This is a genomic window from Sphingobium lactosutens DS20 (assembly GCF_000445105.1).
Classification (GTDB): domain Bacteria; phylum Pseudomonadota; class Alphaproteobacteria; order Sphingomonadales; family Sphingomonadaceae; genus Sphingobium; species Sphingobium lactosutens.
Genome location: NZ_ATDP01000107.1, coordinates 299,302 through 324,243 on the forward strand (window position 1 = coordinate 299,302; position 24,942 = coordinate 324,243).

Sequence of the window (24,942 nt, forward strand, 5' to 3'; positions counted from 1 at the left end):
CCCGTATCAGGCGTTCCCCGCCCAAGCGTTGCGGCATATCCGGGCGATGCGTCGCCCGCATGGGGGACGTTGCATGGCCGATCCAACCTTTTCCGACCTTGTCCGTCAATTCATCCGCATCGGCCTGCTAAGTTTCGGCGGACCCGCCGGACAGATCGCGCTGATGCACCGCGAGATCGTCGAGCAGCGCGGCTGGATCGACGAAGGCAGCTATCTACGCGCGCTCAATGTCTGCCACTTGTTGCCGGGGCCGGAGGCACAGCAGCTTGCGACCTGGATCGGCTGGCGCCTGCACGGCACGCGCGGCGGCCTTGCTGCCGGACTGCTATTCGTGATGCCGGGCGCCGCAATCATGCTGGCGCTCTCCGCGCTCTACGCCTTAGCCGCCAATCTTGCCCCGATTGCCGCTATCTTTCTGGGCATCAAGGCTGCCGTGCTCGCCATCGTGGTGCAGGCGCTGATCCGAATCGGGCGGCGCGCGCTCGACACCGGCTTAAAGCGCGCGCTGGCGCTGCTGGCCTTCCTCTCGCTGTTCCTCTTTGCTCTCCCCTTCCCCGTCGTGGTGCTGGCGACCGGTCTGGCCGGCTTCCTGCTCGCGCGCTGGCGGCCGGCGTGGCTCAACGCCCATGGCCACGCAACCGCGCCCGCCCCGGCTGGACCGCGCCCCTGGGCCAGTACGGTGCGGGCTGTGCTCGTCTGGCTCGCCATCTGGGCGGCACCGATGATCGCGGTCCTGCTGATGCTCGGTCCCGATCATGTGCTCTGGCGCATCGGCCTCTTTTTTTCGCAGCTGGCGATCGTGACGTTCGGCGGAGCCTATGCCGTCCTAGCCTATATGGCGCAGGAGGCAGTGCAGGCGATGGGCTGGCTCAGCGCGCGCGAAATGACCGATGGCCTTGGCCTTGCCGAAACCACGCCGGGACCGCTGATCCTGGTGACGCAGTTCGTGGGCTTCCTCGGCGCGTTTCGCGCGCCCGCGCCCTTTTCGCCCATGGTGGCGGGCACGCTGGGCGCGCTCATGACGCTCTGGGTTACCTTCGTCCCCTGCTTCCTCTGGATACTCGCCATCGCGCCCTGGATGGATCGGCTGGAGCGTGCGCCCCGCTTGCAGGGGGCGCTGGCTGCGATAACCGCCGCCATCGTCGGCGTTATCGCCAATCTGACGCTCTGGTTCGCGCTGCATGTCCTCTTCACTCGACTGGAGCGCATGGAAGCGCCGGGCATCGCGCTGCTGCTGCCCGATCCCGCCAGCCTCGACTGGCGCATCGCGCTGATCGCGGCGGGGGCCGCGATCCTGCTGTTCCGTCTGAAACGGGGTGTGCTGACGACGCTGGCGCTGTCGGCGGTGGCCGGCCTGCTAGTGACGCTGCCGATGTGAAAATGTCGGGCTCTGGTAATTTTATTGCCAAAGGCTGGACGCGGCGGACTATGGCAATAGAGTGCGGCCCATGCATAGAAGGCCCACGCATAGAAGGAGAGTCGCCATGGACCGCCGCCTATTTCTCGCCACCGCCGGAGCCTCCGCCCTCGCAGCCGGCGCGCCGCGCGCCTTTGCGCAGGCGGCCATGCCGGGAAATGGCGACGACACCCGCCTGTCCGCCGCCTTCGCCGCGATTTTCGAAGGCGTGCTCGATCGCTCGCCCATGTTCGTCACCAGCCTTGGCCTCGACAAGGGCGCGCGCGCCGACGCCAAGAGCCAACTCGACGACAACAGCAAGTCGGGCATGATGAAGGACCTTGCCGCGACGCAGGCGGCGATCAAGGAATTGGAGGGGTTCAAGGGCGCGAACCTGTCCGACGCGCAGCGCCTCAACCTCGACGTCATTCTCTATTCGCTGGGACAGCAGACGGTTGCGCCGGGCACGTTCGGCCTCAACAGCGTGCAGCGCCCCTATCGCATCTTTCAGCAGGGCGGCAGCTATTTCCGCGTGCCCGATTTCCTCAACACCGCACACACCATCAACGACAGCGCCGATTGCGACGCCTATGTCTCGCGGCTCGACGCCTTCGCGCGCAACCTGCGGACCGACACCGCGCTTCAGCGGGATGAAGCGGCGCGCGGCTATCTCGCGCCCGGCTGGTCGCTGGATCTGACGATCGGCCAGCTGAAGAAACTGCGCGGCCAGCCGGCGGCGCAAAGCTCGATGGTCCAGTCGCTGGTCAAGCGCGCCGCCGCCAAGGGAATCAGCGGCGATTGGCAGGCGCAGGCGACCGGCATCGTGGAAAAGGCGATCTATCCGGCACTCGACGAACAGATCGCGGCGATCGAATCGCTCAAGGGCAAGACGGCGGCGGGTGATGGCGTCTGGCGCACGCCGCGCGGCGATGAAATCTATGCCGCCGCGCTCAAGCAGGCCACGACCACGGACCTTAGCGCAGACCAGATTCACGCCATGGGGCTGGAGCAGGTAGCCGACATCAGCGCGCAGCTGGACGGCATCCTCAAAGGGGCCGGCTATGACAGCGGCACAGTGGGCGAGCGGCTGGCAAAGCTCAACGTCGAACCCTCGCAGCTTTACGCCGACAGCGCGGAGGGCCGCGCCGCCCTGCTCGCCCGGCTCAACCGCGACGTCGATGCGATGAAGGCGAAACTGCCGCAGGCCTTCGCCACCATTCCCGACACGAAGCTGGAAATCCGCGCGGTGCCGGTGGAAATCCAAGACGGCGCCTCCAACGGCTATTATAACCGCGCCGCGCTCGACGGGTCGCGCCCGGCCATCTATTTCATCAACCTCAAGGATGTGGGCGACTGGCCGAAATATGGCCTGCCCGCGCTCACCTATCATGAAGGCGTGCCGGGGCATCATCTCCAGATTTCGACCGCGCAGACCGCCGGCGACATTCCGATGCTGCGCAAGACCGCCTTCATGAGCGCCTACACCGAAGGCTGGGCGCTTTATGCCGAGCAACTGGCCGACGAACTGGGCGGCTATGCGACGCCGCTGGACCGGGCAGGCTATCTGCAATCCTTCCTGTTCCGCGCGGCGCGGCTGGTGGTCGACACCGGCATCCACGCCAAGCAGTGGAGCCGTGAGAAGGCAACCGATTATATGGTTGAAAAGACCGGCTTTGCCCGCCCCCGCTGCCAGCGCGAAGTCGAACGCTATTGCACCCAGCCGGGCCAGGCGACCAGCTACAAGGTCGGCCATGGCGTCTGGACAAAGGCGCGCGCGGCCGCGCAGGCGCAGCTGGGCGACGCCTTTGATATCAAGCAGTTCCACGCCATCCTTGAGGAAGGTGCAATGCCTTTGTCGATGCTGGAACAGCGCGTCGCGGCGCGGGCCAGGGCAGCGAAGGGGGCATAAGCCCCCTCCGTACACTTCGAGCGAAGTCGAAAAGCGGCCAGGCTCGCGCTTCAGCTTTCTCGACGTCGCTCGAAACGAACGGATCTACGTCCCGCCGACGTCACTCGTAGCTCATATCCTGATAGCCATCATCGGCAATGTCGGAGAAGCGCGTGATTTTCGCGTCGAACTTCATGCGGATACGGCCGGTGGAGCCATGGCGCTGCTTGGCGACGATCACCTCGGCCAGGCCGTAGATGCGCTCCATATTCTCCTTCCACGCGGCATAGGCAGCCTCGTCGTCGGGCTTGGGTTCCTTTGCGGCCTCGTAATAATCCTCGCGGAACACGAACCACACCATGTCCGCATCCTGCTCGATCGATCCGGATTCGCGCAGGTCGGACAGTTGCGGCCGCTTGTCCTCGCGCTGCTCGACCGCACGGCTGAGCTGGGAAAGCGCCAGCACCGGCACATGCAGTTCCTTCGCCAGCGTCTTCAACCCGCGTGAGATTTCCGAAATCTCGTTGACGCGGTTGCCGTCGCCCCGTCCGGTGCCCTGCAGCAGCTGGAGATAATCAACGACGATGAAACCAATGTCATGCCGCCGCTTCAGCCGCCGGGCGCGCGTGCGCAGCGCCGCGATGGTCAGGCCCGGCGTATCATCGATGAACAGCGGCAATTCCTGCAACTCGCGCGCCGCTCGCGACAGATTCTGGAAATCCGCGCGGCTGATCTTGCCCATGCGCAGCGCTTCGCCCGAAATGCCCGACTGTTCGGCGAGCACGCGGGTCGCCAGCTGGTCGGCCGACATTTCCAGCGAAAAAAACGCCGTCTTGGCGCCCATATTCTTTTCCGGCGGAATGCCATCGGCATTGTCGCGCACCCATCGCGACGCGGCATTATAGGCGATGTTGGTCGCCAGCGACGTCTTGCCCATGCCCGGTCGCCCGGCCAGGATCATGAGGTCGGAATTGTGCAGACCACCGATCTTGGCGTTGAGGCTGTTGATCCCGGTCGTGATCCCCGACACATGCCCGCCGCTGTTGAGCGCGCGTTCGGCCACCTGCACCGCCATGGTCGACGCCATCAGGAAGCTCTTGACCGACCCGGTTTCGCCTTCGCCCTCCGACACTTTATACAGCGCCACTTCGGCCGCTTCGATCTGCTCGCGCGGGTTGACATCCTCGCTGGTATCCAGCGCGTTTTCAACCAGTTCGCGCCCGACGCTCACCAATTCCCGCAACAGCGCCAGGTCGTAAATCTGGCTGGCGAAGTCACGCGCACCGATCAGCGCCGCGCCATTGCCGGTCAGCTGCGCCAGATAGGCAGCGCCGCCCAGTTCCTTCAACGCCGGGTCCTGCTCCAGCATGGGCTTGAGCGTCACCGGATTGGCGACCATGTCCTTGTCGAGCAGGCGCATGATCGCGTCATAGATGCGTCCGTGCAGCGGCTCGAAAAAATGTTCGGCCTTCAGCTTGAGCTGCACATCCTCGGCAATGCGGTTGTCGATCATGATCGCGCCCAGCAGGGCGGCCTCAGCCTCCACATTGCGCGGCAGTTCGGCGCCGCCATTGTCGGCGGGATTGATTTTCAGCAGTTCGACCATGGCCTCTCTTTCCTCTCCCGGCGGCGCGGGCGCAAGGGGCCATGGGGACGCAGCTGTGGATAAGTCCCGCTTGCATTTGCACGCGCGCCGCCGCACTGACTATCCGCTCGCATATGGCCGATCCGCGCATCATAGACATCAAGCTCGACGAGCGCACGATCCTGTGGCGCAATGCCGACGTGGAGCAGGAACGGCGCATCGCGATCTTCGACCTGCTGGAGGATAATCATTTCGCGCCCCAGCGGGTCCATACCGACGGCTATGCCGGCCCCTACAAGGTGGTGCTGCGGGTGGAGGAAGGTCGGCTGGTCATCGAAATCAACCGGCAGGACGACAGCCCGCTCGAAGCGATCATCTTGAGCCTGGGCCGGTTCCGGCGTCCGATCCGCGATTATTTCGCCATTTGCGACAGCTATTATCAGGCGATCAGCAATGCCTCGCCCCAGCAGATCGAAACGGTCGACATGGCGCGCCGCGCCATCCACAATGACGCCGCCGACATGCTGATCGAGCGGCTGGAGGGCAAGATCAAGGTCGATTTCGACACGGCGCGGCGGCTGTTCACGCTCATCTGCGTGCTGCATATCAAGGGGTGATGGAATCAGGGGTTTGACGTTCGGGGGATTGCTGGTCCGCATCGGGGCGGGACTGGCGCTGATCGCGATGCTGGCGCTGGCATTGTGGCTCTATGCGCGCGCCTGGGCGCCCAGCCGGGACGACTATCCGGTGCAGGGCGTGACGATCGGGTCGGCCGATGGCCCGGTCGACTGGGGCACGCTGGCGGCGCAGGGGGCGGACTTCGCCTATATCCGCGCGGTGCGGGCGCAGGACGGGCGCGACCCCGCCTTCGCCGTCAACTGGCGCGGCGCGCGCGCGGCGGGCATGCGCTATGGCGCGGTGATCGAATTCAGCGCCTGCCGCAGCCCGATCGATCAGGCGACCGGCTTCATGACCACGGTGCCACGCGACAATGCCGCCCTGCCGCCGGTCATCCGCCTCGCCTTTTCGGCCGGATGCGCCCGTCGGCCGGGCCGCGACCTGCTGCTCTCCAACCTCAACACCCTCATCAACCTGGTGGAGGGGCAGGCGGGCAAGCCCGCCCTGCTCAACGTGAGCGAGGATTTCGATGCGGCCTATGATATCGGGTCGGGCATCAACCGCACCTTGTGGCTGGACGGCAATTTCTTCCCGCCCGATTATGCCAGCCGCCCCTGGGTGATGTGGACAGCCACCAACATGCGGCATATCGACGGCGTCGATGGTCCGGTGCGATGGAATGTGGTGGCGCGATAATGAGTGATGATTCCGAGACGCAGGCGCTGATCGCCGCCGCGCGCGCGGCCATGGCCCATGCCCATGCGCCCTATAGCCGCTTTACCGTGGGCGCGGCCGTGCGCCTGACCGATGGCAGCATCGTCACCGGCTGCAATTTCGAAAATGCCAGCTACGGCCTGTCGCTTTGCGCCGAAACGGTCGCGCTCGCCACCGTGAACGCGCAGGGGCGCTTTGCCGACGTCGCCGCCATCGCGGTGGTGGGCGGCGCGATGGACAGCGCGGACGAAGCGCTCGTCACCCCCTGCGGTCGCTGCCGGCAGGTGATGAACGAAGCGGAACAAATGGCCGGCCGCCCGCTCGCCATCCACTGCGCGACGCCCAGCGGTGACCGCGTGCTGGCCCTCTCCCTTGCCGATCTCCTTCCCCATGCCTTTGGTCCCGCGGACCTTGGCATCGCCCCTGCCAAAAAGAGCTGACATATATGGCCATTCTTTCCGACAAATGGATCCGCCAGCAGGCGCTTTCGACCGGCATGATCGAGCCCTTCGTGGAAAGCCAGAAGCGCGAAGGGAGCATCAGCTACGGTCTGTCCTCCTATGGCTATGACGCGCGGGTGGCGGATGAATTCAAGATTTTCACCAATGTCGACAGCACCATCGTCGACCCCAAGGATTTCGACCCCAAGAATTTCGTCGACCGCAAGACCGATTGCTGCATCATCCCCCCCAACAGCTTCGCGCTGGCCCGCACGGTCGAATATTTCCGCGTGCCGCGTGACGTGCTGGTCATCTGCCTTGGCAAATCCACCTATGCCCGCTGCGGCATCATCGTGAATGTGACCCCGCTCGAACCTGGCTGGGAAGGGCATGTGACGCTGGAATTTTCCAACACCACGCCGCTGCCCGCCAAAATCTACGCCAATGAAGGCGCCTGCCAGTTCCTGTTCCTTCAGGGCAATGAACCGTGCGAAGTCAGCTATGCCGACCGCGCCGGCAAATATATGGGACAGCAGGGCGTAACTCTGCCCCGCCTCTAGATGATCGGGCGGGCACCCGCTCCGCCGCCTTCATGGCGGGTCGCCGCTGCCCCATCCGTTTCTCCTGATTGACGGCCGCCTGACCGGGCGGGCGACAAGGGGGAATGGCCATGCGCCTCTTTCAAGCCCTGGCCGGGCTTATGCTGCTTTGCTGTTCGGCGCTGCCCACGCGGGCCAATCCGCCGCCGGACAAGATACTGGATCAGCGGCACCGTTTCGACATTCATGTCCAGCCGCTCAGCGGCGCGTTGCGCCAACTGTCCGCGCAAACCGGCGTGCGCATCCTCTTTCCCTATGAGGAGGTGTCGGCGATCCGCAGCCGCCGTATCGACGGATGGATGACCACGGGGCAGGCGCTGCAAAAACTGCTCGCCGGCACGCATCTGCGCATGACGCAGACCAGCGCCGGGGTCATCGCGCTCGCCGCTCCGTCCCGCGCCACCGCGCGGCAAAGCCCGCTCTCCTTTCAGCTGAGCCAGGCCGCCTCCCCGCCGCCGCCGGTCACGGACCCGACGCCGATCATCGTCACCGGCACGCGCCTTGTCACCCGCACCGTCGCCGACAGCATGACGCCAATCGACATAGTGTCCGCGCGCGATCTGGAGGCGAATGGCCGGCAGTCGGTCCGCGACCTGCTTGGCGCACTGATCCCCGCCATCAATGTCTCCAACAGCGGCGCGGGCGCGAGTTTCGCGATCAAGACGCTGTCACTGCGCGGCCTGGCCGGCGACCATCTGCTCGTGCTGGTAAACGGCAAGCGGCGGCACAACAGCGCCACCCTTTTCATCAACGGCACGACGCAAAATGGCCAATCGCCCCCGGACCTTGATCTCATCCCGTCCAACATGATCGAGCGGATCGAGGTGCTGCGCGACGGCGCATCCGCCCATTACGGGTCGGACGCGATCGCGGGCGTCGTCAATATCCTGCTCAAGTCCGACAGCCGGGGCGGCGCGTCGGTGATGGGCGGCGGGACGGCAGACGGCGGCGGCGAACAGGGAAGGTTTCAGGTGGACAAGGGCTTTGCCATCGGCCCCGGCACGATCCACCTCGCCGCCGACGGCGTGCTTCAGGGCCGCACCATTCGCGGCGGGCCGATCACCTCCAGCCTCTATTTCCCCGGCGATCCGCGCGAAGCCACGGCCGACCGCATGCGTAACAAGCCCGGCCAGCCGCAAGTGTCCGGCCTCAATCTGGCCTATCAGGCGGTCATGCCGCTCGGCGCGTCAGAGCTCTACACCCATGGCACCTGGTCGCGCCGCCGCGCCGACGCCTATCTCACCTACCGACCGCCCAACTCCATCCTCTCCATCCCGGACATCTATCCCGAAGGCTATATCCCCCATCTTTTCATCCAGGATCGCGACAGCCAGGTCACCGGCGGCCTGCGCGGTGATGGCCCAGCCGGCTTCCGTTATGATCTCAGCACCAGCTATGCCCGCAATCAGGGGCGCTATTCCGAACAGTCGCTCAACGTCTCGCTGGGTCCGACCAGCCCGACGCGCTTCTTCCTGGGTGCCGTGACCGCCACCGAATGGACCAGCAATGTCGACGTGCAACGCGACGTGCAACTGGGGCTTGCCGCGCCGCTGCTGCTGGCGATCGGTGCGGAATATCGGGAAAATGGCTATCGCATCGTGGCCGGCGATCCCACCTCCTATGCCGATGGCGGCTATCGCTCGCCCGCAGGCGCGCCCTTTGCCGGCGCGACGCGCACGCCCGGCGCGCAGGGCGTTACCGGCTTCACCCGCGATAGCGCGGGCCAGTATCGCCGCCACAACTGGTCGGCCTATCTCAACCTGGAACAGAAGATCGCCAACGGGTTCGAAATCGCGCTGGCCGCCCGGCATGAGGATTATTCCGACTTTGGCGCCACCAATATCTGGAAAGTCTCGACCCGGATCGAGCCGGCGCCCGGCTTAGCCCTGCGCGGCACGGTCAGCACCGGCTTTCGCGCGCCCACGCTCCAGCAGCGCCATTACGCCTCGTCCAGCACGATCGGCGTGCTGTTTCCCGGGGAAACCACCACCCGCCTCGCCCCGGTCCGTGCGCTTCGCGTCAATGACCCAGTCGCCATCGCCTGGGGCGCACAACCGCTGAAGCCGGAGCGGTCGACCAACCTCTCCGCCGGGCTGGTGCTTGCGCCCGTGCCCCGGATCAGCCTAGCCATCGACGCCTATCAGATCCGCATCCGCGACCGCATCCTGCTCAGCGGCACGCTGTCGGCCCTGCCCGATGCGACGCGCGCCCGCGGCTATAACGCGCTGGGCGAATTGCTGCTCGCGGCCGGGCTCGATCCGGTGCAGAGCGGCTTCTACTTTTCCAACGCCGCCAGCACGCGCACGCGCGGCGTCGATATGGTCGCCACTTGGCGCGCGGATATGGGCACGCTGGGCCAAGCCCTCCTGACCCTGTCGGGCAATATCAACCGCACCATCTTCACCCGGCTCGACGTGCCGCCGGTGCTGGCCGGGATCGGCGTCGACCTGATCGACCGCGCGCGTCAGGGCGACATCACCAAAGGCACGCCGCGCAGCAAAATCATCGCCAATCTCAACTGGACGCGGGGGGACGCGATTCTCAACCTGCGCGCCACGCGCTACGGCAGCATGACCCAGGTCGCCGCCCGCACCGTCACCGTGGACGGCGTGACCTATTATCCCGACGATCGCATCACGCCCAAGCTGATCTTTGACGTCGAATATAGCCACCGGCTGGCCGCTGGCGTTCGCCTCGCGGCCGGGGCCAACAATCTCTTCAACATCTACCCGACAAAGCTCAGCGCGATAAACCAGGGCACATCGGGCTTCGCGCTGTACAACAGCTATGCGCCCTATGGCATCAGCGGCGGCTATTATTATGGCAAGCTCTCGCTCGCCTTTTGACCCCCTTATTGCGCCGCGACCACCATCGCCCGCGCCCGGTCGGTCGCGCTGCGCGTGTCGCCGGCCAGCTTCTTGACCTCGGCCGCCACGACCGCAAAGCCCTTGCCCGCCTCGCCCGCCCGCGCCGCCTCGATACTGGCGTTGAGCGCCAGCATATTGGTCTGGTTCGCGATCAGCCCGATGCTGTTCACGATATCGGACAGGCCATCGACGGTATTGCGCAATTCCGTCCGAAGTTGATGCGCGGCCGAATTGTCGGTCGCGATCTTGAGGATGCGGTCGACCGATCCGTCGGCGTGGAATACCGGATTATAGGTCGCCTGCAACCAGACCGGCCGGCCGCCCTTGCCCACGCGCCGATATTCGCCCGCGTCATATTCGCCCCGCCCCAGCTTGCGCCAGAACGCGGCATATTCCGGCGTGTCGCCATGGCCGGGCTCGCAGAAGATGCGATGATGCTGGCCCTGTATCTCCCCCAGCGCATAGCCCATGGTCGACAGGAACCGGTCATTGGCCCACAGCACGATGCCGGACGGGTCGAACTCTATCACCGCCTGGGACCGGCAGATGGCATCCCATGCCGCTTCGGGACTATGCGTTGCCTGACCCATCAAACAGAAACTCCTTCACCGCGGCGCTACACCGCATAAGGTGACCAAGCTGTTAAGATTGCTGGCGCCCGCACCCCGGACACGGAAAAGGCCGGCCTCCTGCTAGAGCCCGGCCTTTCCACCCCCGTATTTAGTGTTTGAACGTCAGGCGACCTTGGCCTGCGTTTCCTCGACCTCGTCCGGATCGCGCAGCACATAGCCGCGACCCCAGACCGTCTCGATATAATTGTCGCCGCCACATGCGAGCGCCAGCTTCTTGCGCAGCTTGCAGATGAAGACGTCGATGATCTTGAGCTCCGGCTCGTCCATCCCGCCATAGAGATGATTGAGGAACATTTCCTTGGTCAGCGTCGTGCCCTTGCGCAGCGACAGCAGCTCCAGCATCGCATATTCCTTGCCGGTCAGGTGGACGCGATTGCCGTCCACTTCCACCGTCTTGGCGTCCAGGTTGACCGACAGCTTGCCGGTGCGGATGACCGACTGGCTATGCCCCTTGGACCGGCGGACGACCGCGTGGATACGCGCGATCAGTTCCTCGCGGTGGAAGGGCTTGGTCACATAATCGTCCGCGCCAAAGCCGAAGGATCGCACCTTGCTGTCCATCTCGCTGATGCCCGACAGGATCAGCACCGGGGTCTGCACCTTCGCCGCGCGCAATTTCTTGAGCACGTCATAACCATGCATGTCCGGCAGGTTCAGGTCCAGGCAGATGATGTCGTAATCATAGAGCTTGCCGAGGTCCAAACCCTCTTCGCCCAGATCCGTGGTATAGACGTTGAAGCCTTCGGTCGTGAGCATCAGCTCGATCGCCTTGGCGGTGGTCGGTTCGTCCTCAATCAGCAGCACGCGCATATGAATGCCCCTTTGCGTCGCAGTCCCGTTCACCCCACCAGAACGGCTTCCGCTTCAAATCATTAACCAAAAAACTTCTGAAGGACAAAGGTTAATTTTTAGCTAACCGGCAGAAATGCGCGAGTCGTGGCAAAACGAATCTATTTACAAAGGGTTGAGCGCGGTGCGACCCACGCAAAGTCAAGATAGATTCACCTTCGAAACGACAATGTGGGGACATTATGCCGCTAAGGATATGCCATCCCTGCGCAAAAAATTTACGAAGGTTGACGGTGATCCTTAACAGCCATGATGGCGGGCGATGAAATCGATTAACGCATCCACCCGCGCCGGGCGCAGCCGCGACGGCGGCGTCACCAGATGCAGCCCGACCGGCGGCGCGCGCCAGTCGACCAATATTTCCTCGAGCTCGCCCTTGGCCAATGCCTCGCCCACTATGAAGTCGGGCAGGCGCGCGATGCCGATACCCTCCCTCAACGCCGGCAACATCGCCTCCCCGCTATTGACCGTCAGCCGCCCGCGCACCTGCACCGCGACGACTTGCTGCCCCGGCCCCGAAAAACGCCAGACGTCGGACGGCGTGACATTGGAATAGCAGATGCAAGCATGCGTCCCCAGGTCGCTCGGATGCGCCGGCCGCCCCCGCGCGTCCAGATAGGCGGGCGAAGCGATGACATGCAGGTTGACGTCCGCCAGCCGCCGGGCGCGCAACGAACTGTCGGGCATGTCGGCGATGCGGATCGTGGCATCCAGCCCCATTTCCACAATGTCGATCTTCGCGTCCGACAGATGCAGGTCGATGTCGACCAGCGGATGCATTTTCGTGAACTGCGCCACCAAAGGGGCGATGCGCAGCAGGCCGAAGGTCATCGGCGCGCCCAGCCGCACCACGCCCGACAATTCCGCCGTCTCGTCCCGCGCCGCCTCTTCGGCCGCCTGCCCTTCGGCCAGGATGCGTTGCGCATGGTCGGCCAGCCGTTTCCCGCTTTCGGTCAGCGCCAGCCGGCGGCTGGTGCGGTTGAACAGGCTGGTGTCGAGATGCTCCTCCAGCCGCGTCACCGCCTTGGACACTGTCGCCTTGGACACGCTCAACGCTTTGGCCGCGTCGGTGAAGCTGCGATGCTCGACCACGGCGGCGAACATCGCCCAGGCCTCAAAATCGGGAAGGCGCATTGGAAACAATCCGTTTCAAAGCTGTTCGTTCAGGAAACGATCCTGCGGACTATATTGGCGGAAAGCAAGCCGGAAGCTCCGGCTCCCGAAACGAAAGGTATCTGCCATGACCACGACCATAGCGAGCCGTATTGAACGCCGCCCCTTCGCGTCGCTGGGCCATGCCGACCATGGCTGGCTCAATGCGCGCCATCATTTTTCCTTCGCTGACTATTATGACGATGAACGGATGCACTGGGGTGCGATCCGCGTCTGGAATGATGATGAGATCGGCGCGCGCTCGGGCTTTCCGCCCCACCCGCACAGCGACATGGAAATCATCACCTATGTCCGCACCGGCGCGATCACGCATCAGGACAGCCTGGGCAACAAGGGCCGCACCGCGGCGGGCGATGTTCAGGTGATGTCGGCCGGCACCGGCATTCGTCACGCCGAATATAATCTGGAAGATGAAACCACCACCCTGTTTCAGATCTGGATCATGCCGCGCAGCCGTGGCGGCCAGCCGAGCTGGGGCGCCAAGCCTTTCCCCAAGGGCGACCGCGCGGGCAAGCTGGTCGTGCTGGCGAGCGGCGATGATGCCGACGCAGAAGCATTGCGCATCCGCGCCGATGCTCGCCTGCTGGGCGGCACGATACAGGCCGGGACCAGCGTCACCTATGACAGCGCGCCCGGCCGCCACCTCTACCTCGTCCCCGCAACCGGACGGATCGAGATTGACGGGCAGGCGTTCGAAGCGCGCGACGGCGCCGCCATCATCAGTGGCGGCTCCATCACCATCACCGCGCTGGAGGACGCTGAAATCGTGCTGGTCGACAGCATCTAGAAAGTCTTTGGCCCGTTCTTTCCCCTCCCCCTCATGAACGGGCCGGGCCGCCTGCGCCTTCCTCCCTCCCGCGCAGGCGGCCATCCTTCACGCAAAGCATTTCAGGCAAGGAGACATGACGATGGCAAAGGTTCTGGTTCTCTATTATTCATCCTACGGTCATATCGAAACCATGGCGAAGGCCGTGGCCGAGGGCGCTGCGTCCGCTGGCGCACAGGTCGACATCAAGCGCGTGCCCGAAACCGCGCCGCTCGAAGTCGCGAAAAACGCGCATTTCAAGCTGGATCAGGACGCGCCGATCGCCACGGTCAACGAACTGGCCGATTATGACGCGATTATCGTCGGCACCGGCACCCGCTTTGGCCGTATATCCAGCCAGATGGCGGCCTTCCTCGACCAGGCCGGCGGTCTGTGGGCGCGCGGCGCGCTCAATGGCAAGGTTGGCGGCGCGTTCACTTCGACAGCCAGCCAGCATGGCGGCCAGGAAGTCACGCTCTTTTCGATCATCACCAACCTCATGCATTTCGGCATGACCATCATCGGCCTCGACTATGGCTTCCAGGGCCAGATGGGCGTCGACAAGGTGCGCGGCGGATCGCCCTATGGCGCGACCACGCTGGCCGACAGCGACGGCAGCCGCCAGCCCAGCGAAGAGGAACTGGACGGCGCGCGCTATCAGGGCCGCCGCATCGCCGAAACCGCGATCAAACTCCACGGCTGACCGCCCGCCGCGGCGTCTCGACAATGCGGCACCTTCGGGTCGCACGAAGGAAAAGTGCCGCAGGGGCTGGCGCAGGACCATGCGTCAGCCCCTTTTTGCGCACCAGCTTGGGACAAGTGCGACAGGCATAAGAGCCAGCGGAAACCGTCCGGCGCGTCGTCCTTCTTCATGATCCGGCAAAAGAGCAGCAACAGGGCTTTCCTACATCTGCGCTGACGACCGCGCGCAAAAGCGCGGCGTTCAACGCAGGAGACACGCATGAGCATCATTCTCGCCCTGGCGGCCGCAGCCGCGACCCACAGCGTCACGGTGCAGCATCATGGCCAGCCGATCACGGCCACCTACACAGCCCGCGCCGACATGCGCAGCAAGACGGTCGGCGCGAAGACCCCCAATCGCATGGATATGCAGCGGTGCCGCTGGAGCGCGACGATCATTGTCGACCGTCGGCTCGACCATGGCCCGGCACTCGCCCGCACCATCGCCACCGACCAGACCTTGTCGGGCAGCGAAGCGGGCGCCTGCACGCCCGGCCGCAATCCCGCCGAACAAGCCCTTGCCAATCATCGCGAAAAGATAGAGGCGCATCTTGTCGCGGCGGCGAAGGCCGATCACGGCGTTCTGCTCGCTGAACTGGACTCGGTACGCAATCTTGCCTCAAACTGACTTTTTCACTCGTACGACATGGCTGGGGGCATTGCTGCTTGCCGGCCATGTCGCTCCGGCAGCGGCCCAATATGCCGCCGGCCCCACCATCACGCTGGAGGCGGCGAGCGACGAACGCCGCCGGGGCCTCAGCTGGAGCGACGGCGATCCGGTGCTGCGCGGCAGCGTGTCGGTGCCGGTCGCGCCGGGGCTCAGCCTTGACGGCGCGGCAACGACGCTCTGGGGCAGCGACCGCCATGGCGGCGCTGACGCCGTCCTCGACCTGGGCGGCACCTATGCCCGGCAACTGGGCGGCCTTCGCCTGACGGCCGAGGGCCGCTATCATATCTTCCCCGGAGCGGCCGATAGTGGCGATGGCTGGGGCTATGGAGAAATGGGCGCGATCGCCGGCTTTTCGCTTGGGCCCGCCAGCCTGGATCTGGGCGCGCGCTACGCCCCGCGCCAGTCCGGCATCGGCGGCGACAATCTCTATCTGTCCTCCAGCGCGGCGGTCGGCATCCCCGGAACCCCGCTCACCGTGTCGGGCCATGTCGGCCGATCCTCGGGCGGCACGCGCGATCCGTTACGCGCTGCGCGCCTGCGTCCGGCTGGCGATTATTGGGATCATGGCGTCGCGCTCGACTGGTATCGTGGCCGCTGGTCGGCGGGCCTGCGCTATGCCGATACCGACATCGACGCGCCCGACAGCGCCCATGCCGGCGCGACCCTGATCGCACGCGTGGGCCTCACGCTCTAAGCGAGCAGCGTTTCGCTATCCCGCCGCCATCGCCTTTGCTAAAAGGCGTGTGAAAGGGAGCAAACCGCCATGCCCGTCGAAATCACGATCCTAGCCTGGGGCATGGTCCTGCTCCTCGTCCACATCTTCGCCGCCGGCCATGCCAAGACGAAGCAATATGGGCCGAAATGGAATATGGGCGCGCGCGACGAAAGCCTGCCGCCGCTCAATCCCGTCGCCGGTCGCCTGTGCCGGGCGGAGGCCAATTATCGCGAAACGCTGCCCCTCGCCATCGTTGCCCTGCTGGGCGTGGTGCTGGCCGGGCGCACCAGCGAATGGACGGCGCTGGGGGGATGGATCTGGCTTGGCGCGCGGATCGTCTATCTGCCGCTTTATGGCTTTGGCGTGCCCGTGGTGCGCTCGATCATCTTTCTCGCCAGCCTTGTTGGCCTGCTCATCGTGCTGTGGCCGCTGCTTGGCCTTTAGCGCCTCGCCCCGCTTGCCCCGGGCCGCTCCCGCCGCTAAGCGCGCGCCCCATGACAGCGCATAAATCCGGCGACCCGACCACCCTCAACCGCCTCTATGGCCGCCAATCGGGGCCAAAGCTGCGCAAGGGCCAGCAGGAACTGGTCGACACGCTGCTGCCCGCCATCGCCGTCCCGGCGGAAGGGCCGGTGACGGCGGCCGACCTGTTCGGCTATGATCGCCCGCTCCATTTCGAAATCGGCTTTGGCGGCGGCGAACATATGGCCTGCCGCGCCGACCTGCTGCCCGACCATGGCTTTATCGGCTGCGAACCCTTCCTGAACGGCGTCGTGCAGGCGCTCGGCCATGTCCGAGACAAGGCGCTGGGCAATGTCCGGCTGCATATGGGCGACGCGCTCGACGTGCTCTCGCGTATTCCCGACGGCGCGCTCAGCTTCGTCTATCTGCTCCACCCCGATCCCTGGCCCAAGGCGCGCCATGCCAAGCGCCGCATGATGAACCCCGGCCCCGTCGCGATGATCGCGAAAAAGCTCAAGCCCGGCGGCGAATTCCGCTTCGGCACCGATCATCCCGTCTATCTGCGCTGGGCGCTGATGGTCATGAACGGCCATCCCGATTTCGACTGGCTGGCCAGCGAACCCACGGATTTCCAGAACAGACCCGGCGGCTGGCCCGAAACCCGCTATGAAGCCAAGGCGCGGCGGCTGGGTCATGAAGTGTGGTATTTCCGCTACCGCCGCCGCGCCGAGGGCTGAAGCCAGGCTCCGTCCCACGCCTCACCGCCCGAACAAAAGCATTTACGACATGGCCCTTTCGATGGTAGCGCTATCTTAACAGATGCAATCGGGAGAGGATGCACGATGCGCAAATCCATATTGACCTTGGGCGCGGTGGGCGCGCTCGCGCTGACCGCGGGCTGCCAGCGGCAGTCCGACACCAGCGCCAATGCCGCGAACGCCCAGCAGGCGGCGGGGAAGCGTCCGGCCTCAGAATATCTCTCGCAACCGCTGGTGACGGACATATTCACCGCCGATCCCTCCGCCCATGTCTGGAACGGCAAGATATACGTCTATCCCAGCCATGATATCGACGGCCCGACGCCAGAGGATGATCTGGGCAGTCATTTCGAAATGCGCGACTATCGCGTGCTGCGCATGGACCGCATCGGCGGCCCGGTGACGCTTGGCCCGGTCGCGCTCGATGTCGATGACGTGCCTTGGGCGGAAAAGCAGATGTGGGCGCCCGACGCCGCGAAGAAGGGCGACACCTATTATCTCTACTTCCCCGCGAAGGACAAGGAAGGCGCCTTCCGCATCGGCGTCGCCACATCGAAGGACCCGATGGGTCCGTTCACGGCACAGCCCCAGCCGATCAAGGGCAGCTATTCGATCGACCCGGCCGTCTTCACCGACGATGACGGGCAAAGCTATATGTATTTCGGTGGCATCTGGGGCGGCCAGCTGCAACGCAACGTCAACGGCGCCTATGATCCGAACGGGTCCAAGACCGACCTTGGCCAGGATGACAAGCCTGCGCTCGCCCCGCGCGTCGCAAAAATGACCGGCGACATGCTGGAATTTGCCGAAACGCCCCGCGCCGTCCAGATCGTCGATGACCAGGGCAAGCCGCTGCTGGGCGGCGACCACGACCGCCGTTTCTTCGAGGCGTCTTGGATGCACAAATATAAGGGCAAATATTATTTCAGCTATTCGACCGGCGACACCCATTATCTGGCCTATGGCATAGGCGATAGCCCTTATGGTCCCTTCACCTACAAGGGGCGGATCATGGAGCCGGTGGAAGGCTGGACCACCCATCATTCGATCGTCGAATGGAATGGCAAATGGTGGCTCTTCTATGCCGACACGCAATTGTCGGGGCAGACCCGCCTGCGCAACGTCAAGGTGACGGAACTTCATTATAATCCCGACGGCACGATCCAGACGATCAACCCGTTCGTGACCAAGGCAACGCAGGGCGCCGCCAAGCCCTGATGTGGCTTTTCCCGGTCGCCGGCCTTGCCTCTGCGGGCTGGCGACCATAGAGGGAAGGCGCAAGGCCGATCGTTGGCCTTTTCAGCCGAACCGCGGAGCAGCCAGTGGCCCAGCCCACCCCCCTCGTCGCCCCTTCTTTCCCTTCTGACGGGAAGACTCTCCGGGCATGAGCAACACGGGCCGCCGATGGACGATGCGCCGCGTGCGCGCGCTGATCCGCCACACCGGCCCGACGTCACTCCTCTTTCGCCGCCGCCTCGCGCTGATGGGCGGGGCCATCCTGGTCGGCCTGGCCGCGCTACTGTTCGCGCGCGCGGCCGACGCCAGCAGCGAAGCCTTCGACCATCTCGCCCGACAATGGCCCTGGCTGCCGCTGCTGCTGACGCCGCTCGGTTTTGCCGGCATCGCCTGGATCACTCGGCGCTATGCGCCCTTTGCCGGCGGATCGGGTATCCCGCAGGTCATCGCCGCCACCCGCCTGCCCGAACAGATTGGCGGGCGGCTGGTCGACCTGCGCACCGCCCTGCTCAAGGTCGCGCTGACGCTGGCGGGCCTGCTGGTGGGCGCATCGGTCGGCCGCGAAGGACCGACGGTCCAGATTTCCGCCGCCATCCTCGCGCGCGTCCATTCGGTGCTTCAGGTGCCCCTGCGCGCATCGGTGATGGTCGCGGGCGGCGCGGCGGGCGTGGCGGCGGCCTTCAACACCCCGCTCGCCGGGATCAGCTTCGCGATCGAGGAACTGGCGTCGGCCTATGAACAGCGCATGACGTTGCTCGTCATCACCGCCGTCATCATCTCGGGCATGGTCAGCCTGGGGCTGGCGGGCGATTATGTCTATTTCGGCGTCGTCGCCGCGCATCTGCCGCTCGGGTCAGCCATGGTGGTCGCGCTGTTCGCCGGTGTGCTGGGCGGCCTGTCGGGCGGCCTGTTCGCCCGGCTGGCGCTGGCGGCGGCGACCAGTCGCAATCGCCTGACCGATTTCAGCCGCGCCCATCCGATCCGCTTTGCCGCCTGCTGCGGCGCGGTCGTCGCGCTGATCGGCGTGCTAACGGGCCTCACCTGGGGCACCAGCTATGCGCCTGCCCGCCACCTCATCACCGGGGGCCAGGAACCGCTCTGGTTCGCGCCGGCCAAGTTCGTCAGCACGCTGGCGACCAGCATTTCCGGCATTCCAGGCGGCATCTTCGCCCCGTCGCTGGCGACCGGCGCGGGCTTCGGCAACCTGCTGCGCTGGATGTTCCCGGAACAGCAGGGCAGCGCCGTCGTGCTACTGGGCATGGTCGCCTATTTCACCGGCGTGGTTCGCGCACCGCTCACCGCCGTCATCATCATTTCCGAAACCACCGGCAGCCGCGGCTTCATGCTGCCCTTGCTCGGCGCGGCGCTGGTGGCCGACGGCGCGGCGCAGCGCGTGTGCAAGGAACGTCTCTATCACGGTCTGTCGCGCAATTTCCTCGACCGCGCGAAGGCGGCCCCGCCCGGCTGAACAAAAGCGGTGCGGCATGTGTTGGCCTCTTTTGCGAAGGAGAGCCCCCATGAGTCACTATGAAGACATGATCCGCGAAGACGGCCTGCCCGGCCATGAGTCAGGGCTTGATCCCAAGCCCGAATGGGAACCGCGCTATCCCGGCTCGGGCCGCCTCGCAGGCAAGGTAGCGCTCGTCACCGGCGCGGACAGTGGCATCGGCCGCGCTGTCGCCGCGCTCTACGCCCGCGAAGGCGCTGACGTCGCCATCCTCTATCTGTGCGAGCATGACGACGCGCGCAAAACCGCCGACATCGTCGAAGCTGAAGGACGACAGGCGCTCACCATCGCCGGTGACGTCGGCGACACGGCTTTTTGCGACAGCGCCATCGCCCAGGTCATCGACCGTTTCGGCAAGCTCGACATTCTAGTCAACAATGCCGGCGAACAGCATCCCGATCAGGACATCACTGACATTACCGAGGATCAGCTGCGCCGCACCTTCCAGACCAATATTTTCGGCATGTTCTTCCTGACCCAGGCCGCGCGCCCGCATCTCAAGGACGGCGCGGCGATCGTCAATTGCACGTCCGTCACCATGTATCAGGGCGCGTCCGAACTGCTCGACTATAGCAGCACCAAGGGCGCGATCACCGCCTTCACCCGCAGCCTGTCGGAAAATCTGATCGACAAGGGCATCCGCGTCAACGCGGTCGCGCCCGGCCCGATCTGGACCCCGCTCAACCCCTGCGGCGGCGCGAGCGAGGAGAAGCTCGAACATTTCGGCGAATCCACCCCCATGGGCCGGCCGGGCCAGCCCAATGAAGTCGCGCCCGCCTTCCTCTTTCTCGCCTGCCAGGACGCCAGCTATATGAGCGGGCAGGTGCTCCACCCCAATGGCGGCATGATCGTCAACGGCTGACGAGGCAACCCCGCCCAAAGGCGCCACGCACAAAAAAGGCCCGGATCACCTCCGGGCCTTTTTCCTTGTTGCGCGGGGCACCGCGTCAGTTGCCGACGATCGCCCGCCTTTCCTTGACCGTCTCGCCGCCCGCATCGGCATAGCGTTCGCCGGTTTCGGCGCGGGCGATGGCGGCGGCCATCGGCGCTTCGACGTGGGCGATCGCCTTGGACTTGCAGGACAGCGCCGTCATCCGGTCGCTCGAAGAACAGACGCGGACGGCGGCGCGGGCGATGCGGCTGCGCAGCGTCCTCTGCTGGGCGGCATCGGCCAGGTTCAGGTCGCCATGATAGACCTGGGCGGTGCGGCCATTGGACACAAAATCCTCAGCCTGGGCGGTGCCGGCGGTCAGGGCGAAGGCGGCGATGGCGGGCGCGGCAAGCGCGAACATACGGAACATGGGCAAATCTCCTCATATCTCTGTCATGACCCGCGCCGCCTGTTAAGGGGGGCGTCGCGGCGCTGGGTGCGACCGGGCGGAGCCTGTCGGGGTCTGGTGGGGTTTGACGGCCCCTCTCCCGTTCGCCTCATCCTTCTAGGCGCGGCATGATCCGGCCGCGCGCCCGCTTCGACCGGTCGCACGCCAGGTCGGCAAACGGCGCTGCCATCGACAAAGGGGGGACAGGCGGGGGACGAACGGCGCGACGAACGACATGACCCGCGCTACAAACGACAGGACACCGTAGGGGAATATCCGAATCGTAACGAAATCGCCGCATAAAGAAAACGCCCCCGGCGCAAGGGAAGGCCGGGGGCGTATCCAGGCGCTGTCGGGCACTCCGGATCGGGATAAACTGTCAAAAGGCAGACGACGCCATCAGCGGTGAACCGTGCCTTAACATGATCGATCATAGCGGACGGGCCGTGCATGGCAGCCGTCCTTCGACGATCCGCCGCCCGATCCCGCCCGGCGGCATCCCATTGCGACCAGAGGGCGGCCAGCGCCGACCAACGACATGAATGCAGCCGCGCGCGCCCCCGCAACGGCTTACAGCGGCGGCAACCCCGCCTCGCGCAGCGCCTTGGCGACATAATCGGCGAAGGCCGCGTCCCGCGCCGGCGCACGCTGGCGCATCCAGGCCAGCGCCACCAGCGCCCGCCACGCGATCAGCGCCTCCTTGTCCAGCCCTATGCGCGCGCGACAGCGCCGCAGATACCAGGCCGCCGCCGCGTCCCGCATCATCGCTTCCCCCCGCGCCACGTCGCCGCCCCCGCGCGCCGGGCCAAAGCGCATCACCATCTCGGTGCGCACCAGGTCGGTGGCGATCGTCCCGCACGCCGCGCGCGACCAGTCGATCACGGCGACGCCCGCCTCCGTCACGATCAGATTGCCGGGGTGCAGGTCGCCATGGGTCAGCCGGTCGCGTTCATTCAGCAGGTCCAGCCGCGCGATCGCCGCCTCCCGCAGCGGCTCGGCTATGTCGGCGGCGGCAATATCCTCCGCCAGCACGCCCTTGCGACTGCGCAGCGTCGGCGCATGGCATTGGTGGATACGCGCCTGAAGCTGCGCCATCTGCTCCAGCGCCCAGGCCGCACGATGCGGATGGCGCGCCATATAGGTCAGCAGATTGGGGCCGCGCATCTCGGCATAGATGATCGCCTGCCGCCCCTCGACCCGCGCTTCGCCGAACACCGCGGGCACCGGCAGGCCGCTCGCCTGCACCACCCGCGCGATCGCATATTCGCGCGCGACGATCGACGGGTCGATCCCGGCATGGAACAGCTTGAGCACCCGCCCGCCGTCGATCCGATACACCTGCGCGCTCGCGCCCGCGGCGATGAAGGCGGAAGGATCGGGCGCACGCATCACCCGCCCCTCTGCCCGCTGCGCGCCCGCTTGGCCAGCCCGTTTGTCGACGGGCTGGCCCCATGCGGCTTTACACCACGACGAAATCCGCGCCGGTCAGCGGCGGATGCCCCGCGACCACGCCGAACAGCACGGCCGCGCCGCCCAGCGACCCGTCCGCGTCGTAGAAGAGCTGCCCGCTGTCCGTGTCATAGATGATGCGCTGATCGACCGAGGTCGCCGTGCCGCTGGCATTGGCCACGAACGCGCTCGTATCCAGCTTGCCAAGGTTCAGCCCGGCAAAGACGGCATCGTCCAGTTCGATGACATCCACGCCCTTTTGAAAATCCAGGATCGTGTCGACATTGGTCGCCGCGTTCAGCACGTCGCCGAAATGGAAGCGATCCGCGCCGCCGCCCCCGGTCAGCCTGTCCGATCCCGCCCCGCCGTCCAGCAAATCGCCATAGCGCGACCCCAGCAATGTGTCGTCACCGCCATGGCCCAGCAGGCTGATGCTCGCCGACTTGTCGACCCACACCGCGTTCAGCGAGTTGTTGAGGTCGTTGCCCTGCGCCACCACGCTCGCTCCTTCGGCCACGCCCACCAGCCTCAGCCCTTCGACATTGGCGCCCAGCTTATAGCCGACGCTGCTGGTGATGACGTCATAGCCCTCACCCGCCTGCTCATAGACCAGGTCGGTTACGCTATCGACGACATAGCTGTCATTGCCACGCCCGCCGCGCATGGTATCGGCCCCGGTCCCGCCATCGAGCAGGTCGTCATAGCGCGACCCCAGCAACCGGTCGTTGCCACCCCCGCCCAGCAGGCTGATCTTCGCCTGCTGATCGACATAGACAGCGTTCAATTCATTATTGAGGTCGTTGCCCTGCGCCACCACGCTCGCCCCGGCCGCCACGCCGACCAGCCGCAGCGCCTCGACATTGGCGCCCAGCTTGTAGCCTACGCTGCTGGTGATGACGTCATAGCCCTCACCGGCCAGTTCGTAGACCAGATCGCCGACCTGATCGACGACATAATTGTCATTCCCTCCGCCGCCACGCATGGTGTCGGCGCCGGAGCCGCCGTCAAGCAGATCATCATAGCGCGATCCAAACAACCGATCGTTGCCGCCCTCGCCCAGCAGGCTGATCTTCGCCTGCTGATCGACATATACAGCGTTCAATTCATTATTGAGGTCGTTGCCCTGCGCCACCGCAGTCGTCCCACCAGCAACGCCCGCGAGCGTCAACCCTTCGACATTGGCGCCCAGCTTATAGCCAACGCTGCTGGTGATGACGTCATAGCCCTCACCCGCCTGTTCATAGACCAAGTCGCCCACACGATCGACCATATAGCGGTCATTCCCGCCCCCGCCGAACATGGTGTCGGCGCCGGTGCCGCCGTCCAGCAGGTCGTCGTAGCGCGATCCGAGCAACCGGTCATTGCCGCCCTCGCCCAGCAGACTGACGCTCGCCTGCTGGTCGACATACACAGCATTGAGCTCATTGTTAAGCGCATTGCCCCGCGCCACGGCAGTCGTTCCGGCAGCCACACCCACCAGACGCAGCGCTTCGACATTGGCGCCCAGTCTGTAGCCTACGCTGCTTGTGATGACGTCGTAGCCTTCGCCGGCCAGTTCGTAGACAAGGTCGCCAGCGTTATCGACCAGGAAACTGTCATTGCCGAGGCCACCCAGCATCGTATCAGCGCCGCTGCCGCCGTCCAGAATGTCATTGCCGCTCCCGCCGTCCAGGCGGTCAGTGCCGGCGAAACCGAACAACTGATCGTCGCCGTCCACAGCTGCAAAATAATTATTGCCGGCGTCTCCGTTCATTACGTCGTCACCAGCAGTACCGAACCTGTCGTTATCTTTGATCATCACTTTGATGATGCCGGTATCAGAACCAGAATCGAAAATTCGGCCGCTGGCTGACACCTTGAAGGCCAGCACTTCGTCGCCCTCGATGGCGAGATCATCGACTATGCTGATCGTCGGCAAATCGATCACATAGTCGCCAGCAGGCGATTGGGCGATGGTATAGCTGCCACTGAACGAGGGAATATCCGCGTCTTTCAGTGAGATGGTCGAGTTATCAGGATCAAAGGTCAGCGACACCTGCCCGATATAATTGCCCACGGCGTGGAGCGTGAGGTTGGGAGCGAAGGCCCCGTTGACGCCTTCGGAAACGACTGACGCGCTGTTGACTGTGGCTGTCACTCCAGCGTTTTTGTCGATCACTTCAAAACTTGTCGCGATACCTAGCGTTTTCAGATCAGCAGCCGTGTAATAAGAATAGTTTCCGGCCTTATCATATAAGTAGACGCCACTGATATTGTATGTGCCGGCGCCGGAAGTAGCATCGATATATTCTTGACTGGAAGACAGGCCATCCGAAAAGCTGTCGGTTGAGTCATGGGCAGAAAATGATGAATCATTCCCATATTGGCCCTGCCAGCTATGATCGAAGATCACGCTGACGTAGGAAACGCCCAGACCGGTGTCGGTCGCACCTGCCGTAAACGTCACATACTTGCCGCCGGTCGTGACATCCACGGTGCTGGCAAAGTCCAGCGACGTCAGAACCGGTTTCGTCGTGTCG

At 64.9% G+C, this 24,942-nt stretch carries 22 protein-coding genes and 1 pseudogene; 16 read left to right on the forward strand and 7 right to left on the reverse strand.

What is annotated here, in order from left to right:
* The first annotated feature begins 73 nt into the window (after window positions 1-73).
* Complete coding sequence (gene chrA / locus RLDS_RS51645; protein ID WP_021228313.1) at window positions 74-1,378, forward strand: chromate efflux transporter; 1,305 nt, start codon at window positions 74-76, stop codon at window positions 1,376-1,378.
* Between the two features lie 106 nt (window positions 1,379-1,484).
* Entirely contained in the window at window positions 1,485-3,305 is a 1,821-nt protein-coding gene (locus tag RLDS_RS51650) for a DUF885 domain-containing protein (RefSeq protein WP_021228314.1), read from the forward strand.
* 100 nt (window positions 3,306-3,405) lie between these two features.
* On the opposite strand, the gene RLDS_RS51655 is transcribed toward RLDS_RS51650, so the two are convergent.
* A complete protein-coding gene (locus RLDS_RS51655) occupies window positions 3,406-4,890 on the reverse strand; it encodes a replicative DNA helicase (RefSeq protein WP_021228315.1) in 1,485 nt (494 codons plus the stop codon).
* A gap of 113 nt (window positions 4,891-5,003) precedes the next feature.
* On the opposite strand from RLDS_RS51655, the gene RLDS_RS51660 reads away from it, so the two are divergent.
* The 5 genes from RLDS_RS51660 to RLDS_RS51680 all read left to right on the forward strand — a co-directional run bounded on the left by RLDS_RS51660 (window position 5,004) and on the right by RLDS_RS51680 (window position 10,086).
* Complete coding sequence (locus RLDS_RS51660; RefSeq protein WP_021228316.1) at window positions 5,004-5,486, forward strand: UPF0262 family protein; 483 nt, start codon at window positions 5,004-5,006, stop codon at window positions 5,484-5,486.
* A 67-nt stretch (window positions 5,487-5,553) separates the two neighbouring features.
* Window positions 5,554-6,183, forward strand: a complete 630-nt coding sequence (locus tag RLDS_RS51665) for a GH25 family lysozyme (protein ID WP_201767514.1) — start codon at window positions 5,554-5,556, stop codon at window positions 6,181-6,183.
* Window positions 6,183-6,641, forward strand: coding sequence for a cytidine deaminase (locus RLDS_RS51670; protein ID WP_021228318.1), 459 nt, complete (start codon window positions 6,183-6,185; stop codon window positions 6,639-6,641). Before RLDS_RS51665 ends, RLDS_RS51670 begins: the two co-directional genes overlap by 1 nt.
* Before the next feature lie 5 nt (window positions 6,642-6,646).
* Window positions 6,647-7,201, forward strand: a complete 555-nt coding sequence (gene dcd / locus RLDS_RS51675; protein ID WP_021228319.1) for a dCTP deaminase — start codon at window positions 6,647-6,649, stop codon at window positions 7,199-7,201.
* Between the two features lie 110 nt (window positions 7,202-7,311).
* Entirely contained in the window at window positions 7,312-10,086 is a 2,775-nt protein-coding gene (locus tag RLDS_RS51680; RefSeq protein ID WP_031299051.1) for a TonB-dependent receptor plug domain-containing protein, read from the forward strand.
* A gap of 5 nt (window positions 10,087-10,091) precedes the next feature.
* On the opposite strand, the gene RLDS_RS57325 is transcribed toward RLDS_RS51680, so the two are convergent.
* The 3 genes from RLDS_RS57325 to RLDS_RS51695 form a co-directional block, all read right to left on the reverse strand.
* Window positions 10,092-10,697, reverse strand: coding sequence for a methyl-accepting chemotaxis protein (locus RLDS_RS57325; RefSeq protein ID WP_021228321.1), 606 nt, complete (start codon window positions 10,695-10,697; stop codon window positions 10,092-10,094).
* A 144-nt stretch (window positions 10,698-10,841) separates the two neighbouring features.
* The gene (gene ctrA / locus RLDS_RS51690; protein WP_009821390.1) at window positions 10,842-11,549 is read right to left on the reverse strand and encodes a response regulator transcription factor CtrA; all 708 of its coding nucleotides are present in this window, start codon (window positions 11,547-11,549) and stop codon (window positions 10,842-10,844) included.
* A gap of 279 nt (window positions 11,550-11,828) precedes the next feature.
* On the reverse strand, window positions 11,829-12,722 hold the full coding sequence (locus RLDS_RS51695; protein ID WP_021228322.1) for a LysR family transcriptional regulator: 894 nt from the start codon (window positions 12,720-12,722) through the stop codon (window positions 11,829-11,831).
* Window positions 12,723-12,828: 106 nt separating this feature from the next.
* On the opposite strand from RLDS_RS51695, the gene RLDS_RS51700 reads away from it, so the two are divergent.
* The 9 genes from RLDS_RS51700 (at window position 12,829) to RLDS_RS51740 (ending at window position 20,517) form a co-directional block, all read left to right on the forward strand.
* Window positions 12,829-13,548, forward strand: coding sequence for a pirin family protein (locus RLDS_RS51700; protein WP_021228323.1), 720 nt, complete (start codon window positions 12,829-12,831; stop codon window positions 13,546-13,548).
* 121 nt (window positions 13,549-13,669) lie between these two features.
* Complete coding sequence (gene wrbA / locus RLDS_RS51705; protein ID WP_031299052.1) at window positions 13,670-14,269, forward strand: NAD(P)H:quinone oxidoreductase; 600 nt, start codon at window positions 13,670-13,672, stop codon at window positions 14,267-14,269.
* A 258-nt stretch (window positions 14,270-14,527) separates the two neighbouring features.
* Entirely contained in the window at window positions 14,528-14,935 is a 408-nt protein-coding gene (locus RLDS_RS51710) for a hypothetical protein (protein WP_021228325.1), read from the forward strand.
* The gene (locus RLDS_RS51715) at window positions 14,922-15,671 is read left to right on the forward strand and encodes a TorF family putative porin (RefSeq protein WP_040603928.1); all 750 of its coding nucleotides are present in this window, start codon (window positions 14,922-14,924) and stop codon (window positions 15,669-15,671) included. Before RLDS_RS51710 ends, RLDS_RS51715 begins: the two co-directional genes overlap by 14 nt.
* Window positions 15,672-15,740: 69 nt before the next feature.
* The gene (locus tag RLDS_RS51720) at window positions 15,741-16,136 is read left to right on the forward strand and encodes an MAPEG family protein (RefSeq protein ID WP_021228327.1); all 396 of its coding nucleotides are present in this window, start codon (window positions 15,741-15,743) and stop codon (window positions 16,134-16,136) included.
* Between the two features lie 50 nt (window positions 16,137-16,186).
* Entirely contained in the window at window positions 16,187-16,891 is a 705-nt protein-coding gene (gene trmB, locus RLDS_RS51725; protein WP_021228328.1) for a tRNA (guanine(46)-N(7))-methyltransferase TrmB, read from the forward strand.
* A 105-nt stretch (window positions 16,892-16,996) separates the two neighbouring features.
* On the forward strand, window positions 16,997-18,130 hold the full coding sequence (locus RLDS_RS51730) for a glycoside hydrolase family 43 protein (protein ID WP_021228329.1): 1,134 nt from the start codon (window positions 16,997-16,999) through the stop codon (window positions 18,128-18,130).
* A 166-nt stretch (window positions 18,131-18,296) separates the two neighbouring features.
* On the forward strand, window positions 18,297-19,616 hold the full coding sequence (locus tag RLDS_RS51735; RefSeq protein ID WP_021228330.1) for a chloride channel protein: 1,320 nt from the start codon (window positions 18,297-18,299) through the stop codon (window positions 19,614-19,616).
* 49 nt (window positions 19,617-19,665) lie between these two features.
* Complete coding sequence (locus RLDS_RS51740) at window positions 19,666-20,517, forward strand: SDR family oxidoreductase (RefSeq protein ID WP_021228331.1); 852 nt, start codon at window positions 19,666-19,668, stop codon at window positions 20,515-20,517.
* Between the two features lie 85 nt (window positions 20,518-20,602).
* Here RLDS_RS51740 and RLDS_RS51745 read toward each other — a convergent pair whose 3' ends face one another.
* The 3 genes and pseudogenes from RLDS_RS51745 to RLDS_RS57330 form a co-directional block, all read right to left on the reverse strand.
* A complete protein-coding gene (locus RLDS_RS51745) occupies window positions 20,603-20,956 on the reverse strand; it encodes a UrcA family protein (RefSeq protein ID WP_021228332.1) in 354 nt (117 codons plus the stop codon).
* Between the two features lie 588 nt (window positions 20,957-21,544).
* Window positions 21,545-22,363 (reverse strand): phosphotransferase family protein, encoded by an 819-nt coding sequence (locus RLDS_RS51750; protein WP_021228333.1) that lies wholly within the window; start codon window positions 22,361-22,363, stop codon window positions 21,545-21,547.
* A 70-nt stretch (window positions 22,364-22,433) separates the two neighbouring features.
* Window positions 22,434-24,942: pseudogene (locus RLDS_RS57330) on the reverse strand (hypothetical protein); the annotation flags it as partial.